Annotated in this window: 15 protein-coding genes; 5 read left to right on the forward strand and 10 right to left on the reverse strand. The window is 62.9% G+C overall.

Annotated features, from left to right (window positions below; all coding sequences use genetic code 11):
- Window positions 1-99 precede the first annotated feature (99 nt).
- Window positions 100-1,122 carry an LLM class flavin-dependent oxidoreductase gene (locus BHMPCIPO_RS21845; protein ID WP_173518921.1) on the forward strand — a complete coding sequence of 341 codons (1,023 nt, stop codon included), beginning with the start codon at window positions 100-102 and terminating at the stop codon, window positions 1,120-1,122.
- Between the two features lie 139 nt (window positions 1,123-1,261).
- Window positions 1,262-2,992 (forward strand): adenylate/guanylate cyclase domain-containing protein, encoded by a 1,731-nt coding sequence (locus BHMPCIPO_RS21850; protein ID WP_173518922.1) that lies wholly within the window; start codon window positions 1,262-1,264, stop codon window positions 2,990-2,992.
- A 95-nt stretch (window positions 2,993-3,087) separates the two neighbouring features.
- Here the strand turns inward: BHMPCIPO_RS21850 and BHMPCIPO_RS21855 are convergent, their stop codons facing one another.
- The 5 genes from BHMPCIPO_RS21855 to BHMPCIPO_RS21875 form a co-directional block, all read right to left on the reverse strand.
- Window positions 3,088-3,450: a hypothetical protein gene (locus tag BHMPCIPO_RS21855; RefSeq protein WP_173518923.1), complete on the reverse strand. Its 363-nt coding sequence runs from the start codon at window positions 3,448-3,450 to the stop codon at window positions 3,088-3,090.
- Window positions 3,451-3,573: 123 nt separating this feature from the next.
- A complete protein-coding gene (locus tag BHMPCIPO_RS21860; RefSeq protein ID WP_173518924.1) occupies window positions 3,574-4,344 on the reverse strand; it encodes an ABC transporter ATP-binding protein in 771 nt (256 codons plus the stop codon).
- A 9-nt stretch (window positions 4,345-4,353) separates the two neighbouring features.
- Entirely contained in the window at window positions 4,354-5,334 is a 981-nt protein-coding gene (locus BHMPCIPO_RS21865) for an ABC transporter substrate-binding protein (protein WP_173518925.1), read from the reverse strand.
- 38 nt (window positions 5,335-5,372) lie between these two features.
- Window positions 5,373-6,233, reverse strand: coding sequence for an ABC transporter permease (locus BHMPCIPO_RS21870; RefSeq protein WP_173518926.1), 861 nt, complete (start codon window positions 6,231-6,233; stop codon window positions 5,373-5,375).
- 9 nt (window positions 6,234-6,242) lie between these two features.
- A complete protein-coding gene (locus tag BHMPCIPO_RS21875; protein ID WP_173518927.1) occupies window positions 6,243-7,595 on the reverse strand; it encodes an LLM class flavin-dependent oxidoreductase in 1,353 nt (450 codons plus the stop codon).
- Between the two features lie 518 nt (window positions 7,596-8,113).
- On the opposite strand from BHMPCIPO_RS21875, the gene BHMPCIPO_RS21880 reads away from it, so the two are divergent.
- Together BHMPCIPO_RS21880 and BHMPCIPO_RS21885 are read left to right on the forward strand one after the other, a co-directional pair.
- Window positions 8,114-9,475 (forward strand): dicarboxylate/amino acid:cation symporter, encoded by a 1,362-nt coding sequence (locus BHMPCIPO_RS21880; RefSeq protein ID WP_173518928.1) that lies wholly within the window; start codon window positions 8,114-8,116, stop codon window positions 9,473-9,475.
- Window positions 9,476-9,851: 376 nt separating this feature from the next.
- Window positions 9,852-10,319: an SRPBCC family protein gene (locus BHMPCIPO_RS21885; protein WP_173518929.1), complete on the forward strand. Its 468-nt coding sequence runs from the start codon at window positions 9,852-9,854 to the stop codon at window positions 10,317-10,319.
- A 151-nt stretch (window positions 10,320-10,470) separates the two neighbouring features.
- On the opposite strand, the gene BHMPCIPO_RS21890 is transcribed toward BHMPCIPO_RS21885, so the two are convergent.
- Genes BHMPCIPO_RS21890 through BHMPCIPO_RS21910 form a run of 5 tightly spaced genes read right to left on the reverse strand, consistent with a single transcriptional unit; the run spans window position 10,471 to window position 15,896 of the window.
- Entirely contained in the window at window positions 10,471-11,487 is a 1,017-nt protein-coding gene (locus BHMPCIPO_RS21890; protein WP_173518930.1) for an ABC transporter ATP-binding protein, read from the reverse strand.
- A complete protein-coding gene (locus BHMPCIPO_RS21895) occupies window positions 11,484-12,479 on the reverse strand; it encodes an ABC transporter ATP-binding protein (RefSeq protein ID WP_173518931.1) in 996 nt (331 codons plus the stop codon). Before BHMPCIPO_RS21895 ends, BHMPCIPO_RS21890 begins: the two co-directional genes overlap by 4 nt.
- Window positions 12,472-13,380: an ABC transporter permease gene (locus BHMPCIPO_RS21900; RefSeq protein ID WP_173518932.1), complete on the reverse strand. Its 909-nt coding sequence runs from the start codon at window positions 13,378-13,380 to the stop codon at window positions 12,472-12,474. Before BHMPCIPO_RS21900 ends, BHMPCIPO_RS21895 begins: the two co-directional genes overlap by 8 nt.
- Window positions 13,371-14,306 carry an ABC transporter permease gene (locus BHMPCIPO_RS21905; protein WP_173518933.1) on the reverse strand — a complete coding sequence of 312 codons (936 nt, stop codon included), beginning with the start codon at window positions 14,304-14,306 and terminating at the stop codon, window positions 13,371-13,373. Before BHMPCIPO_RS21905 ends, BHMPCIPO_RS21900 begins: the two co-directional genes overlap by 10 nt.
- A 12-nt stretch (window positions 14,307-14,318) precedes the next feature.
- Window positions 14,319-15,896 carry a nickel ABC transporter substrate-binding protein gene (locus BHMPCIPO_RS21910; RefSeq protein ID WP_173518934.1) on the reverse strand — a complete coding sequence of 526 codons (1,578 nt, stop codon included), beginning with the start codon at window positions 15,894-15,896 and terminating at the stop codon, window positions 14,319-14,321.
- Window positions 15,897-16,328: 432 nt separating this feature from the next.
- Between BHMPCIPO_RS21910 and BHMPCIPO_RS21915 the strand changes: the two genes are divergently transcribed.
- Window positions 16,329-16,604, forward strand: coding sequence for a metal-sensing transcriptional repressor (locus tag BHMPCIPO_RS21915; protein WP_173518935.1), 276 nt, complete (start codon window positions 16,329-16,331; stop codon window positions 16,602-16,604).
- Window positions 16,605-16,649: the final 45 nt, after the last annotated feature.

A 16,649-nucleotide genomic window follows, 5' to 3' on the forward strand; every position in this document is an offset into this window, starting at 1 on the left:
GTCCCACTCCGTTCACGGCGAAGTCACCGATCGCCGTCTGTATCCAAAATCGGAATCGTGTCATGAAGCGGTCGGTTTCATTCGACAGGCGGCACGACCATGAAGAAGATCGGTTTTCTTTCCTTCGGACACTGGACCCCTTCGCCCCAGTCACAAACGCGATCGGCGGCCGACGCATTGCTGCAGTCGATCGATCTCGCCGTTGCGGCCGAGGAATTGGGCGCGGATGGCGCCTATTTCCGTGTCCATCATTTCGCCCGCCAGCTCGCCTCGCCGTTCCCGCTCCTGGCCGCAATCGGGGCCAAGACCAGCCGGATCGAGATCGGCACCGCCGTTATCGACATGCGCTACGAGAATCCGCTGTACATGGCCGAGGACGCCGGTTCGGCCGACCTCATCGCCGGCGGACGCCTGCAGCTCGGCATCAGCCGCGGCTCGCCGGAACAGGTGATCGATGGCTGGCGCCATTTCGGCTACCAGCCAGCCGAAGGCGAAACCGAAAGCGACATGGCAAGACGGCACGCGGAAGTGCTGCTCGACATTCTGCGCGGCGAAGGATTCGCGGCGCCCAACCCACGGCCGATGTTTCCCAACCCTCCTGGCCTGCTGCGCGTCGAACCCCACTCCGATGGTCTGAGAGACCGCATCTGGTGGGGCGCCAGCTCGAATGCTACCGCCGTCTGGGCCGCCAAGCTCGGCATGAATCTGCAAAGTTCGACGCTGAAGGACGATGAGACCGGCCAGCCTTTCCATGTCCAGCAGGCCGACCAGATCCGAGCCTACAGGGAGGCGTGGAAAGCCGCCGGCCATACGCGCAAGCCGCGCGTCTCGGTCAGCCGCAGTATCTTCGCGCTGGTAGACGAGCGCGACCGCGCCTATTTCGGGCATGGCAATCAGCACGAGGACAAGATCGGCTTCATCGACGACAAGACGCGGGCGATCTTCGGGCGCAGCTACGCCGCCGAACCGGACGTTCTCATCGAGCAACTGGCGAAGGACGAAGCGATCGCTGAAGCAGACACGCTGCTCCTGACCGTGCCGAACCAGCTCGGCGTCGACTACAACGCCCATGTAATCGAGGCGATCCTGAAGCACGTCGCGCCGGCGCTCGGCTGGCGCTGAGACCTGGCTCGGCGAACGCTGGCAGGGATGTCGCCATGAAGCTCGGTTGCCGTCGATCGCACCCATAAGCACTCCCTCATAGACATTTCTGGCCGACGTCCTACAATTCCGTGCACCCCATTCTGCGGAAGCACGCGACATGGCTGAAGAACGCGCTCAACGGCGTCTCGCTGCTATCGTGGCTGCCGATGTCGTCGGTTACAGCCGCCTCGTCGAACTGGACGAAGGCGGCACGCTTGCAGCTTTGAAAGAACGCCGCAAGCAGATCCTCGATCCCCTTGTCCGCGAGCACAACGGCCGCATCGTCAAGACGATGGGCGATGGCGTGCTGGTGGAGTTTGCCAGTGCCGTGAATGCGGTCAGCTGCGCGATCGACATTCAGAAGGGCATGGCAATGGCCAATCAGGGGCTTGCCGATGATCGCCGAATTCTCCTGCGCATCGGCATCAATCTCGGCGATGTCGTCGTCGAAAGCGGCGATCTCTATGGAGACGGCGTCATTGTCGCCGCGCGGCTTCAGACCATGGCCGGCCCCGGCGAAATCTATGTCTCCGGCAACATATACGACCAGGTGAGGCGGCGCCTCTTTTGCGATTTCGACGCGCTTGGCCCCCACGCGATCAAGAACATCATCGAGCCGGTTTCTCTCTATCGGATCGGCACGACGACCTTGAGCCAGGCCAGCAGCGCCAGGGCCTCCCTGCCGTTGCCCATCAAGCCGTCTATCGCCGTCCTCCCCTTCACCAATATGAGCAACGAGCCGGAGCAAGAGGTCTTCGTCGATGGCCTGACCGAAGACCTGATCACCGACCTTTCCAGGGCCGGCGGGCTGTTCGTCATCGCCAGCAACTCGGTTTTTGCCTACAAGGGCCGGCATGAGGATGTGCGCCGCATCGCGCGGGAACTCGGCGTTCGCTACGTTCTGGAAGGCAGCGCCCGACGGGCGGCGGACCGAGTTCGCATCAACGCCCAACTGATCGATGCCCTGCAGGGCGATCACCTGTGGGCGGAGAGGTTTGACCGCAGCCTGGAGGATATGTTCGCCGTTCAGGACGAGGTGACGAGCAGGATCGTCGAAGCCCTTGTCGGGCGTCTCACCGACGCGCCGGCCCGCAACCGCCCATCGAACCTGAAAGCCTACGACTATTGCGTGCGCGCACGCTCGCTCGGTCTGCAGACCGCAGGGGCAGCAAGAGAGGCGATCTTTCTTCTCGAGCGGGCACTCGCTCTCGATCCGGACTATGCGGAGGCGCATCGACTGCTGGCGCTGAACCTCTGGCTAAGCTGGGAGTTCTGGGACCAGCCGATCGATCCCTATCGGCAGCGCTCCGTCGACGAAGCGCAAAGGGCGGTCGCGCTCGATCCCAACGACGCCGGGAACCGCTGGGTCCTCGGCATCATTCTCGGCCACGAGCGCCGTTGGGAAGAATCCGACGCCGAGTTCGACCTGGCCCTGACACTTGATCCTAACCATGCCGATGCCTGGGCGATGCGCTCCGACCTCATCGTCCTCTGTGGCCGACCGGCACAGGCCATCGAGCATGTTCACAAGGCGCTACGCCTCAACCCGCATCCACCGGGCTGGTACTATTGGATGCTTGGTCAGGCTCAATATGGCATGCGGGATTACGAGGCCGCGGTCCAAACCTTGCGCCACCCTGCAACCTATCGGGCGACATCACGCCGCCTGCTCGCTGCCAGTCTGGCGCGGCTTGGTCGCCTGGACGAGGCACGAACCGAAGCGCAGTTGTTCCTGATGAACAATCCAAACTTCACGATCACCCAATGGGCCACCTCTCAACCGTTCCGGGACGAGAAGATGCGGCAGCACTTCGTGGAAGGCTACCGCCTGCTCAACCTACCCGAATAGGCCGCGCCGCGATGAGGTGCGTCAACGGAACGACGCGTGAGATCTGTCCCACGCGTTGCCTCCAGGCACTGTCGGTTGGATCCGCAGTATCAGACTCAAGGAACCTGTGGCGGATGCGCGACACCGAGATAGTAGTCGCCCTCGTGGGGACCCTGGTACTCACCCGTGTAGCGCTGGCGGGCATCGCCCAAAGTCCTCGCCGGCGGACGATAGACGTAAACCGGCGCTGGAGCCACATAGATGCTGCCTGTCGGCATCGGATCGACGTAGACCGCCCCTGGCGCCGGCGCCACATAGACAGGCGCAGGCGCGGGCTCGACATAATACATCACCCTGTTCTGGGTACCAGGCGGATTGTGCGGGTCGATGCCCGTATAAAAGCCGTTGGCCAGCACCGGACCCGCTGCCCCAAGGGCAAAGACGATCGCGGCGAATGACATCCTCTTGGAAATTCTCATAGCGTTGCTCCTGTCTCGGCTCGGCATCCGGCCCCGCACGAGAGGCCCAGCAGGCTGCGCCTCCTGTCGGATGCGGCCTTGAAGAGGGTAACGCTTGATCGCTGCAACCGTTCCGCCAAAGCCTCAATGCAGACCGAAGAGGTGGAGCAGTCCTTCGCGATGACGGACGAATTCGGGTGCGCTGCGATCGCGGGGTCGCGGCAAGCCGATCTCGATCAGCCTGGGCTCACCACCCTTCTCGCGCGGCAAGATCAGGATACGATCGGCGAGATAGATCGCCTCCTCGAGGTCGTGCGTGACGAGAACGGTCGTTACGTCCTCGTCACGCCAGATCCGCGCCAGTTCCTGCTGCATGCTGATCTTGGTCATCGCGTCGAGCGCGCCGAGCGGCTCGTCGAGCAGGAGGATTTCAGGCTGGACCGCGAGCGCGCGCGCAATGCCGACACGCTGCGCCATGCCGCCGGACAGTTGCCGGGGATAGGCCCCTTCGAACTGTTGCAGGCCGACGAGTTGGACGTAGCGCCGTGCCCGCTCCCTCGCCGCGCCGCGGAAAAGCCCCTGCGTCTCCAGCCCAAAGCCGACATTGTCGAGCACGGTCAACCAGGGCAAAAGCCGCGGCTCCTGGAATATCACCGCACGGTCGGTGCCGACGCCTCTCGTCCGCTTACCGTCGATCAGAACCTCTCCGGCATCCGGATCCTCGAGCCCCGCCAGTACCCGCAGCAGGGTCGTCTTGCCCGAGCCGCTGGCACCGACAATGGCAAGTGTCTCACCGGACCGGATATTGAGGTTGATATCCCTAAGGACAGGCAGTGGCGTCCCGTTCAGGCGATAGGATTTGGAGAGGTGGCGGATCGCCACCTCTCCACGACGAAGGTTCTGGGAAGCGCTCATAGCCGTTCCTCAGTTGCTGACCGGAGCGTCGACGGCGAAGAGCACATCCTTGGGCGCCAGTTGGCCTTCCTTGAGCTTGCCTTCACGCACCAGGACGTCGATCCAGAACTGGACGTCGCGCTCGACGGGCAGGCCGCCCGCTCGCACCCCGTAACCGCGGAAATACTGGGCGATCTCAGGGTTTTCGCCGCGCGCCTGCAAAGCCTTTGCCAGGATCACCTTGGTTTCCTCCGGATGTTCGCGCGCGTAATCCAGCGCACGGGCCGACTGAAGAACGAAAGTCTTTGCGGCCTCGGGATGCGCCTTGACGAAATCCCGGCGCAGCACCACGAAGCCGCCGGCAATTTCCCCCAGCACGTCGGTGTCGTCGAAGATCGCCCGCAGGCCGCCGTTCTTGCGCGCTGCGCCCTCGAAGGTCGTCTGCCAATAGCCGAAAGCGGAAATGTCCACCTGGCCGGAACGCAGCACCTGCTCGAGCTGCGGACCAGGCACGACCACCTGGTTGGCGGCGTCCGTCGGCAGGCCAACCGAATGCAAGGCTTCGCGGATCGTATAGTCGAGATGCGCCCCGAGCGTGTTGACCGCAATGCTCTTGCCGGCGATGTCCTTGATGCTCTTGATGGGACTGTCTTCCAGGACGTAGAAGATCGACTGAACCTCGTCATTGATGCCGTTTGACGGGTAAGCGGCGACGAAATCGTTGCCGCTGACGATCGAGTTCAGCACGGCGGACGTTGCGGCACTGCCGATCTCGACGTCGCCCGAAGCAAGGGCGATCAGCGAGGCCGGACCGCCGGTGGCGTAGCCGATGTTCTCGATCGTGATCCCGGTGCCATCGAAGTAGCCGAGTTCCTGAGCGAGCTCGTGCGCCGACAGGCCGCCCTGGCTGGCAAGATAGCGCAGCTTCACTGCGTCGACGGCCGCCGCCGGTGCAGCAAGGCCGAGGGTGAGTGCGGCAGACAGAAGAAGATTGCGGGGGTGGAAAGTCATCGCGTTGTCCTTTCGAAAGAGAAAATGGGAGGTGACGATCAGGCGTTGGGTTGCGACCAGCGGCAGAGGTTGCGCTGGGCGAGAACGAGCAGCGCGTTGGCGGCGAGCCCGAGCAGGGCAAGCAGCAGGATCGCCGCGAACATCAGCGGGATTTGGAAGTTGTATTGGGCGTTCATGACCTGGAAGCCGATGCCCTTATTCGCGCCAATCATCTCGGCCGCGATCAAGAGCAGAAGCGCCGTGGTGGCCGAGAGACGCAGGCCGACGAAGATCGCCGGCACCGAGGCCGGCAGCACCACGCGACGGAAGACGGTGAGCGGCCCGGCACCGTAGGTCCGCGCCATCTCGACAAGTTTGTTGTCGACCTCTTTGACGCCGCCGATCGTGGAAAGAAGGATCGGAAACAACGTGGCCCAGAAAATCACGAATACCTTGGAGGTCTCGCCGAGGCCGAGCATCAGGATGAAGACCGGGTAGAGCGCCAGGGCTGAAGTCTGGCGGAAGAGCTGCAGGATGGGGTCGAGCGCCTGCTCGACGAAGCGAACCTGCCCCATGAACAGCCCGAGCGGGATACCGATGGCAACTGCGGCCGCAAAGGCGATGCCCGATCGCTGCAAACTGATGGCGATATCGTCCAGCAGCGCGCCGCTGGCAAGACCGCTCCAGAGCGCGGACAGGATCACGTCGAGGGGCGGAAAGACCGCTGGGTTGACCCAGCCGACGGTGCTTGAGAGTTGCCAGAAAGCGAGAAAACCGAGCACCAAGCCATAGCGTGCGACGATAAAGCCAATCAAGGCGCGCCAGCGCGAGGCAATCGCCGGGATCGCAGTGGAGTGCCCCTCAGCGCGGCCGAGCCCAAAGCCTGCCGCAAGCGACGTGTTGACGTGTTCGTAGGACATGATCGCACCTCACTCTGCTGCCTGGACGGCCGTCCGCGCGGCTGCCCATCGGTTCACGGGAACGGGCAGGCCGAGATTTTCCCGGAGCGTCCTGCCCTCGTAGGCGGTGCGGAAAAGGCCACGGCGCTGCAGTTCCGGGATCACCAGCTCGACGAAATCGTCGAGGGCCGTCGGGAACCAGGGCGGCAGGATATTGAAGCCATCGGCCGCTTCGTTTTCGAACCACTCCTGCAGGGTGTCGGCGACCTGCTCCGCGGTTCCGACGATCGTATAGTGGCCGCGCGCCGAAGCGATCCATTGATAGAGCTGGCGGATGCTGAAGTTGTTTTCGTCGGCGATCTGGCGGATCAGCGCCTGCCGGCTCTTCATGCCCTCGGTCGGCGGTGCCGGCGGCAATGGCCCATCGAGATCGTAGCCGTGCAGATCGAGCGTGCCGCCGGTCAGGCCATTGAGCAGGCCGATGCCATCCTCCTCGACGATGAGCGAAGTGAGGCGATCGTATTTCTCGCGCGCTTCGGCCTCCGTCCTGCCAACGAAGGGAGAGACGCCAGGCATGACCAGAATGTGGTCCGGGTTGCGGCCGAGTCCCCGGGCGCGGGCCTTGATGTCACGGTAGAATTCCTGCGCTGTCTCGATGTGCTGGTGGGCAGTGAAGATCACCTCCGCCGTTGCGGCTGCCAGCCCGCGGCCGTCATCGGACTGGCCTGCCTGTACGATCACGGGGTGGCCCTGAGGAGAGCGCGAGATGTTGAGCGGGCCGCGCACCTTGAAATGTTCGCCGCAATGGGCGGTGTCGTGCAGCTTCGTCGGATCGAAGAAGATGCCGGTTTCCTTGTCGCGAATGAAGGCGTCGTCCTCGAAGCTGTCCCAGAGTTTCCTGACCACCTCGACATGCTCGGCGGCGCGCCGATAGCGCTCGGCATGCGGAAGCTGGGTATCGCGATTGAAATTCTGCGCCGTTGGGTCGCCGGTTGTCGTCACCACGTTCCATCCGGCGCGACCGCCGGAGATCAGGTCGAGCGAGGCGAACTTGCGCGCCGTGGTGTAGGGCTCTTCATAGGTCGTCGACGAGGTGGCGATGAAGCCGAGGTGAGTGGTCAGCGGCGCAAGTGCCGAGAACAGGGTCACGGGCTCGAAGCCCGCCACCCGGGCGTTGCCGCCTTCACGCGCACCGCCGAAACCGATCGCCAGCCCATCGGCCAGAAAATAGGCGTCGAACAGGCCACGTTCTGCCGTCAGCGCCAGTTGCTTGTGAAACTCGAAACTGGTCGCCCCGTCGGCTGGCTGGTCGGGGTGGCGCCAGGCGGCGATATGTTGTCCGCCGCCGGGAAGAAATGCTCCAAGCCGGATCTTGCGTGTCATCTCAGTCCTCTCCTCTTCTCGCTGCAAATGCGTGGGCGCGGCGCGGATGAAGGACCGTCTAAAGCCAGACCCAGGATCTCGGGCACGCCATACAGACAAGTTACATTATCCATAATATTTATAGAGAAAGAGAATTTCTCTTGCGCCGGAAGCAAGTGAAATGATTTTCGACACAGAGGCAGAAAGCAGGATCAGCCGCCGTAGGCCCGGGACTGAATGCGCGTCAAAAGAAGTCAGTCACAGCGTGACCTTGCTGCGCGCGGGCAGCCCAAGGAGCCGAGGAATTAGCTCAACGCGCCGCTGCACATGCTGCTTGGGCGCGGCTATCGTTTCTATTCGGGCCTCGGCTGTGCACTTGGGCAACCCAAGGGAATTTTGCCGGAGAAATTATTCCACTCTGAGTGGTTTCCGCGCCAAAGAGTTTCTTACCCGGAACCGGACACTCGACTATTTTTCGAGCACTTGCGGCGGCCTTTGCCCAAAATTTCGGCCGCCGCCATCCAATGAGAGTGCAAGACGTGTCGCAAGCAACCACCAAATCCTCACCGCAGCCGATTTACGCCTCCTTCGGTTTCCAAGTCCTGGCCGCCATGATCATCGGCCTCCTGCTCGGCCTGATCGCCCGCAACATGGGCGCAGACGCCGCCGGCAATGCCAATTGGCTGACCGTTACCCTCCAGACGGTCGGCTCGATCTTCGTCCAGCTCCTGCGCGCGCTCGTGCCGCCGCTCGTCTTCACCGCGATCGTCGCCTCGATCGCCAATCTCGCGACGCTGCAGAACGCCGCAAAACTCGTCTGGCAGACGCTGCTCTGGTTCGCGATCACCTCGCTGATCGCCGTTGTCATCGGCATCGCACTCGGCCTGATCCTGCAGCCGGGCATCGGCTCGGCCGTGTCGCAGGAAGCCGCCAAGGCCCCCTCCTACTCCGGCTCCTGGCTTGATTTCCTGAAGGGTCTCGTGCCTGCCAACGTGCTCGGCCTCGAAGCCAGCACCAAGATCACCGAAGGCAGCGCCAGCACCTCGCTCAATTTCAACGTGCTGCAGATCCTCGTCGTCTCCATCGCCGTTGGTGCGGCTGCGCTGAAGGTCGGTGACGCCGCCAAGCCGTTCCTCGCCTTCAACCAGTCGCTGCTGGCCGTCGTCCGCAAGATCCTCTGGTGGGTCATCCGCCTGACGCCGATTGGCACGATCGGCCTGCTCGGCCGCGCCGTTGCGCAATATGGCTGGGAAACGCTGGCGCAGCTTGGCTGGTATGCCGCCGCCATCTATATCGGCCTCGCGATCGTGCTCTTCGTCGTCTATCCGGCGCTGCTCGTCGGCCATGGCCTGAAGCCCTCGCGCTTCTTTGCCGGCGCCTGGCCGGCCATCCAGCTCGCCTTCGTCTCGCGCTCCTCTGTCGGCACTCTGCCCGTCACCGAGACCGTGACCGAAAAGAGCCTCGGCGTGCCGCGCGAATACGCCGCCTTCGCCGTGCCGCTCGGCGCAACCACCAAGATGGACGGCTGCGCCGCGATCTATCCGGCAATCTCGGCGATCTTCATCGCGCAGTTCTTCGGCCTGCCGCTCGGGATCCAGGAATATGTGCTGATCGTCTTCGTCTCGGTGCTCGGCTCGGCAGCTACGGCCGGTCTGACCGGCGCGACCGTCATGCTGACATTGACCCTTTCGACGCTCGGCCTGCCGCTCGAAGGCGTCGGGTTGCTGCTCGCCATCGACCCGATCCTCGACATGGGCCGTACGGCGGTCAATGTCGCCGGCCAGGCGCTGGTGCCGACGATCGTCTCCAAACGCGAAGGCATTCTCGACGAGACCGTCTACAACGGCGACAAGTCCGTCGACGACCTCGAGCCGCTCGCGGCGGCCGCCCGCGCGGCCTAACGCTCCTACAGCGCCGCGCGTCTTTTCAGACGCGCAAAGGTCGCTGTATGACTTTAATTTGCTGCATCTCTCCTTAAGTCGAGGTCGATGCAAGGAGACATGCAGTAGGGAAGAACATGCGGGCCACGACACCCGCATGTGCCCGTCGACGAGGCGCACGGCCACCATCAAGTCAAGTGGATGGCCCTGCGACACGCCCATGGCGGCGGCCTGCAAATCCCTCTGCTGAACAAGGAGAGCTTGCACAAGCAAGCCAAGAGGCGGATCTTTTGCCGAGACTTATCGAATGTCTGGCCGGATCACGTGCGCTGGCCTGCGCTTTGCTCAAGCACTGCTGCCGGCGTCCTGCGTCGTCCGGCTCTGAAGAGGACCGGCGATGTCTCTCACCGAATTCCATCTTGTCACCCAATGGCCCATCGATGCCCCGGTGGAGGATGTGTGGCGGGAGCTGAGCACGCCGGAGGCCTGGCCCGAATGGTGGCCATCGGTCAAGCGGGTTTCCCTCCTGCGTGAGGGAGATGAACACGGCATCGGTGCGGTTCGCCGCCTGGAATGGGTGACGGCCTTGCCCTATGAACTGGCCTTTGACATGGAGACCGTGAAGGTTGAACCGCTGTCGCTCATCGAAGGCAGGGCTTCGGGAGAGTTGGAGGGGGTCGGCCGTTGGACGCTGCAGAGCGACGGTTCCCGCTGCCGCGTGCGCTACGACTGGATGGTCAAGATCACCAAACCCTGGATGATCAGGCTTTCATTCATTCTAAAGCCGGTTTTCCGTTGGAACCATGGGATCGTCATGGAGCGTGGCCGGCGCGGTCTTGTGCGCCGCCTGGCCGACAGCGACTGACAAAAAGAGCCCCGCTCGATGGCGGGGCAGTCGCGCATCCCCAGCTTACAAGGATGCGAGGGAACTGTGGATTCGGCGGTGGTCACATCCAGACTGGCAGCTGCGAGGCGCCGCTCTTTGGGAGCAACGCATGGGCGGGCCCTTCCCGGCTCTATGCGGCCGACACCTCCTGCTGAAGGAGAGCCGATCGCTTGCCGCGATGAAGATCCCCAGCGAAGGTGCAGGCCGCCGTGTGACCCGGCGAAAGCACGCGGGATGGCGGCAGCGCCTTGGCACAGTCGTCGACGGCAAGAGGGCAGCGCGTTCGGAACCGGCAGCCCGACGGCGGATTGGTCGGGCTTGGCACCTCCCCGATCATCAGTGGTCCCCTGCGGTTCTTCTCGATCCGCGGATCCACCTCGGGCGCCGAAGCCAGCAGCATCTGCGAATAGGGGTGGCTCGGATGGTCGTAAAGCTCCTGGGACGGGCCATGCTCGACGATCTTGCCGAGATACATGACGTAGACCCGCGAGGCCGCCTGCCGCACCAGCGCGAGATCATGGGCAATGAACAGACATGCAACGCCGAGATCCTTCTGCAGCCGCAAAAAGAGGTTCATCACTTGCGCCCGGATCGAAAGATCGAGGGCGCTCACGGGCTCGTCGCAGATCAGCACCCGCGGGTTCACGGCGAGCGATCTCGCAATCGCCACACGCTGGCGCTGACCACCCGAAAGCTCGCGCGTATGACGGTCGCTGACCGCGGACGCGAGGCCCACCTGATCCAGGAGCTCCTTCGTACGACGATTGCGCTCCTCCGGCGACCGGGTGCCGGCGATCACCAGTGCTTCGTCGATCGTCTCGCCCACCGTCTGACGATCATTGAGCGACGAATAGGGATCCTGAAAGACGTATTGCAGCGCCCGGCGGCTGTCACGCAGGGCAGCTCCGGAGAGGGCGCTGAGATCGACGCCATCGAGCAGAACGCGGCCGCTGCTTGCCTTCTCGAGCCCGACGATGGTGCGCCCGAGGGTCGATTTACCACAGCCGGATTCACCGACAAGGCCAACGATCTCACCCGGGTAGAGCTCGATCGAGACGTCGTCGACGGCATGGACATATTTGTCCCGCTGAACGCTCTTGAAGCGCGTCTGCAGGTTTTCGACTTTGAGAACGGGTGCTTGTGTCATGCGGCAGCCTTTCCTTGATTGACGACGGGGCAAGCCACGAGAACGGCGCTGTCGTCCGACCGGACCAGCGGCGGGCGGCTGTTGCCGCATGCCGGGACGGCCAGTTCGCAGCGCGGCTGAAGGGCACAGCCCTTGATCGGCGCACCGAGCGTCGGCGGGATGCCGGGAAGCCCGCGGAACTCCGAACCGATCGGATCCTCCCGTCTCGGTATCGCGTTGATCAGGCCCCTTGTGTAGGGATGGCGCGGGCTCACCAGAACCTTGTCCACCGGACCGCATTCCGCGGCGCGCGCCGCATACATGACGACGATGTTGTCGGCAGCGCCTGCCACCACGCCCATGTCGTGGGTAATCAGCACCATCGCCATATTCAGCCGGCGCTGCACGTCTTTCAGCAATCGCAGGATCTGCGCCTGAACCGTGACGTCGAGTGCGGTCGTCGGCTCGTCGGCGATCAGCAGCTTCGGTTCGCCGGCAAGCGCAATGGCAATAACGATGCGTTGCCGCAAGCCGCCGGAGAGCTCATGCGGATATTGCCGGAGCCGTGCCATGGGATCGGATATGCCGACGAGCTTCACGAGTTCCAACGCACGCGCTTCCGCGGCGCTGGGCGTCATGTCGAGATGCAGTTCGGCCATCTCGGCGATCTGTCGCCCGATCCGACGCACCGGGTTGAGGGCGCTCATCGGGTCCTGGAAGATGAAGCCGACGGATTTCCCGCGCAGTTTCTGGATCTCGGCCTCGGGCAAGCCGATCAACTCGCGGCCCTCGAGCTTGACGGAGCCGGAGAGCATCGTCGTCACGCCTGTTGGCATCAGGCCGAGCGGTGCGAAGTTCATCACCGTCTTGCCGCTGCCGCTTTCGCCGACGATGGCGAGACATTCGCCTTGGCGGACCGAATAGCTGACGTCGTCGACGGGGCGGAGCGCCGATTTCGCAGTCAGCAAGTTGACCGTCAGATTGCTGACGTTCAGGAGAGGTTCGTCATGCATCGGAATTCTCCTTGCTCCAGCTTGCGACCTCGGCACGACGGATTGCCAGCATGCGCCGGGTGAGCGGTTTCGGAATGCGGTTGAGCGCGATGGATTCTCCAAGCGTGTTGAAGCCGATGACTGCGGCCGTGAGGGCGAGGCCCGGCAGCAGAACCTGGCGCGGGTCGGACTCGAGATAGGGCAGCGCATCAACGAGCATCTGACCCCATTCCGGCGTTGGCGGCTGGATGCCGAGGCCGAGGAAACTCAGCGTCGCGACCGCGAGTGCGGCGGTGCCGGCATCCGCCGTCGCATAGACCATCACCGAGCCGATCGTGCCGGGCAGAAGGTGGCCGAAATAGATGCGCCAGGGGCTGGCGCCCAGTACCCGCAAGGCTTCGATATGCGGCTTGCTCATGATGCTGACCGCGACCGCGCGGCTGATGCGGCCGCTCATCGGCCACCAGGCGAGCGCCAGTGCCAGCACCATCGTCCAGTATCCAGGGCCGACAATGCCGATCACCGCCAGCGAGATGATCAGGCTCGGCACGGACAGGCCGACATCGACGACGCGCATAAGGAGGTCGTCGACCCAGCCGCGATGATAACCGGCGATCGTTCCGAGGAGGATGCCGATGGTCATGGCGGCGCCGAGAACGGAACCGACGCTGACGAGCGAGGTGTTTGCGGCGATGATCAAGCGGCTGAAGGTATCGCGTCCGAGGTGATCGGTTCCGAGCCAGTGCGCAGCGGACGGGCCAAGTCCAGCCTCCAGCAGGTTTTGGGTGCTCGGATCCTGGGGTGCAAGCCAGGGCGCGAAGGTTCCGAGAGCAAAGAAGAGGCCGATGGTGATCAGCGCCGCGCGCGGCATCTTGTTCAATCGGGCCAGAATGGGATTGAGCATGTTCATGGTCAGCTCCATTGGCGGCGGATGCGCGGATCGGTCAGCAGGACTGCCAGATCGACGATCAGGTTCACCACGATGAAGAAAGTGAGGAAGATGAGCAGGCACGCCTGCACCACCATGAAATCGCGGAAGCGTACGCCGGCGAGGAAGTAGTCCCCCACGCCCTGCCAGGCAAACAACGGCTCGACGATGATGGCCGTCGCGGTCATCAAGCCGACCTGGGTACCGAGCGCGTTGATGAAAATCGGCGTGATGTTGGGCAACGCTTCACGGAATAATATGGCGGTGCGACCGAGCCCCTTGCTCTTTGCGGTCAGAACGAAGGGGCTCACCATCGCCTCTTCCAGGCCCACCCGCACGACGCGACTGAGAACGGCCGCTGGCAAGACTGCGATGGTGAGCCAAGGCAGGATCCAGCTCTTCGGACCGTCGAAACCGAACGATGGCAGGAGCTGGAAGGTGACGGAAAAGGCGTAGATCATCAGCGCGCCGACGAAGAACGTGGGTGTGGACGCGCCAAGGAGTGCCAGACCGCGCGAGACGCGGTCCGGCAATCTGTAGGGCCAGAAGGCACCGAGGAATCCCAGAGCCAGGCTGATGAGGGTGGCGATCACGGCCGAACCCGCAATCAGCGTTCCGGTCACGAGCATCCGGTTTGCGAGATCCGCACTGACGTCCTGACCGGTTCTATAGGAGATGCCGAAATCTCCGCGAACAGCGTCACCAAGCCAATCCACGTAGCGCATCAGCAGTGGCTTGTTCAGTCCTATCTCTTCCTCAACCTGTTCAACATAACCAGGCGTGGCGACGGCTCCCCGCAGTTCGGCAATCAGGACGGCAACATTGCCGGGTGCCGACACGACGAGTGTGAAGCAAACCAGGGACGCCATGAACAAAAGGACGAGGGAATGCTTCAGCCGCTTGCTGATGAAGTGGATCAAGGCACCCTCCCGCTATTCGGCCAATACGATGTTTTCGTAGGGCATGTCGTATTCGGTGACCGGACTGCCAAAGCCCTGGACGCGCTTGGAATGCGCCCAGATGCTCGGCACGTATACCAGCGGCGCAATGGCGTCGTTGTCCCTGAGCCAGTCAAAGACCTTCTGAATGGTCGGCTGGATCTGATCCCCGGTCGCGGCCATCGCCGCATTGATCAACGGATCGAGATTGGTCGGATCGGTGACCAGCTTGCCCTCGACATCGTTCTTGAAAGTCGACAGGCACAAACCCACGATCGAGCCGAACGGATCGTAAGGCGCGCCATAGGTCAGGAAGAAGCCGAGGTCGTACTTCTGCTCCAGCATGTCGGTGTGCTTGGAGGCATGGTCGACCGACCGGATCACCAGGTCGATGCCGATCTCCTTCATCTCTGACTGGATGACTTCGGCGATCACGCGCGATCCCGGCACCGCATCCGGGCTGACGACCAGTTCGAGCGTCAGCGGTTTGCCGTTCTTCGATCGGATGGGGCTTCCCATCCAGCCGGCCTTTTCGAGCAGGGCCGATGCGGCCGCGACGTCGCGCACGGGCGCATCATGTTGCGTCCCGGCATAGGGCAGAGCCTCGGAGAACATGTTGCCGGCGGGCCTGGCGTAGCCGTGGTAGAGCACCTTGGAGATCGCCGCGCGGTCGATGCCGATGCTGACGGCCTTGCGCACCTGCGGGTCCTTGAGCGCCTCGGCACGGTCGGGGTTGAACGCCATCACAAGCGTGACATTGCCCGGATCGACGACGACGTTGAAGCCGGCTGACGCGAGTTGCTTGCCCTCCTCCGGGGTCAAAGGCGCGATCCAGAAACCGCCGATGAGGTCGATCTCCCCGGCACGCAACGCCGCAACCCGCGACCGCGCATCGGGGATGACCTTGGCCTCGAGACGCTCATAGGTCGGCTTGTCGCCCCAATAGCCGTCATAGTGTTCGAAGACGCTCTGGGTGTCATCGGCGCTGATCTGGACCCACGGTCCCGTTCCGACCGGATCCTTGAACTTGCCGTCGGCGCCAACCGATTTGGGCGAAAGGAAGCGCGTCGGCCGCGTGTAGGAAAGCTCCTGCATCAGCGCGAGGACCGGCTCCTTGAAATGCAGGGTGATGTGATAATCGTCGATGACCTCCAGCGACTGGAAGTGCTTGGAGCAATTCATCCAGCTGAACTGGTCGAGACCCATCCAGCGCTCGAGGTTCCACTTGCACGCGGCGGCATCGAACTTGGTGCCGTCCTGGAACGTCACACCCTGGCGCAACGTCAGGTGCAACGTCTTGCCGCCGTCCTCGATCTCCCAGTCCGTCGCCAGGCACGGCTCGATCTGGCCGCCCTTGCCGTATTTCACGAGCGGCTCGAACATCAGATCCTGGATCGCCCAGATGGCGTAGTGGCTCTGCGGATCGAGATTGCCGGCGGGCTTGGCGATGGCGACCCGGAGCGTGCCGGCCGCCCCCTGAGCATAGGCGATTTTCGACAAGGCACTCTGTGCGATGGCCAAGCCGACAGCGCCGGCCGCCCCTTGCAGGAACGTACGTCTCTTCACTGACATGGATTTTCTCCTCCTTTTTGGCGCTCCTCGCGCCGTCGACACAATCGGCCTCCACACCGTTTTGTATAGACAAAAATGACTGTCTCATGTATGCAATCTTGCGTCAATATCGTATTTTATGTTGTAGGCATTCTGAACATAGAGTGAAAATCCGCCGACGCCGAGACGCTGCCGTGACTGCGAAAGGCGCCAATTCTCCGCGCCCACGAGGGCAAAACATCGGCTTCATCGCCGGCATGAGCGGCCAAAATCGGCCTAGATAGGCAACATTACCGGAATTTTCCGAGATAGAATTGCATACAATACGAGGAAATTCGCCTCATTCCCCGGTGAAATTGCGCGCGCTTGGACGGAACAGGGCAGACTGCTGCCTCAACTGCCGCGACAAGCTATTACTTGAAATATCCTCTCCAGGAGGATAGGTTGCAAGAAATGACCGAGCACAGACACGACACCCACCCCGAGATCGTCAAACGGCTGAAGCGCGCCGAAGGCCATCTGAAGAGCGTCATCGCCATGATCGAGAGCGGCCGGCCCTGCCTCGACATCACCCAACAGCTCCACGCGGTGGAAAGGGCGATCAGCCAGGCGAAGCGGACCCTGATCCAGGATCATCTGGATCACTGCCTCGATGAGACCATCGGGACGCTGCCGCGCGACCAGCGCCAGTCCATCGACCAGTTCAAGGCGATCACAAAGTATCTCTGAACGGCCAAGCCCGCCTTGACCGCCACCGAGTGAGCGAGCCCAAAC

Origin of the sequence: Ensifer sesbaniae (assembly GCF_013283665.1) — a bacterium.
Classification (GTDB): Bacteria; Pseudomonadota; Alphaproteobacteria; order Rhizobiales; family Rhizobiaceae; genus Ensifer; species Ensifer sesbaniae.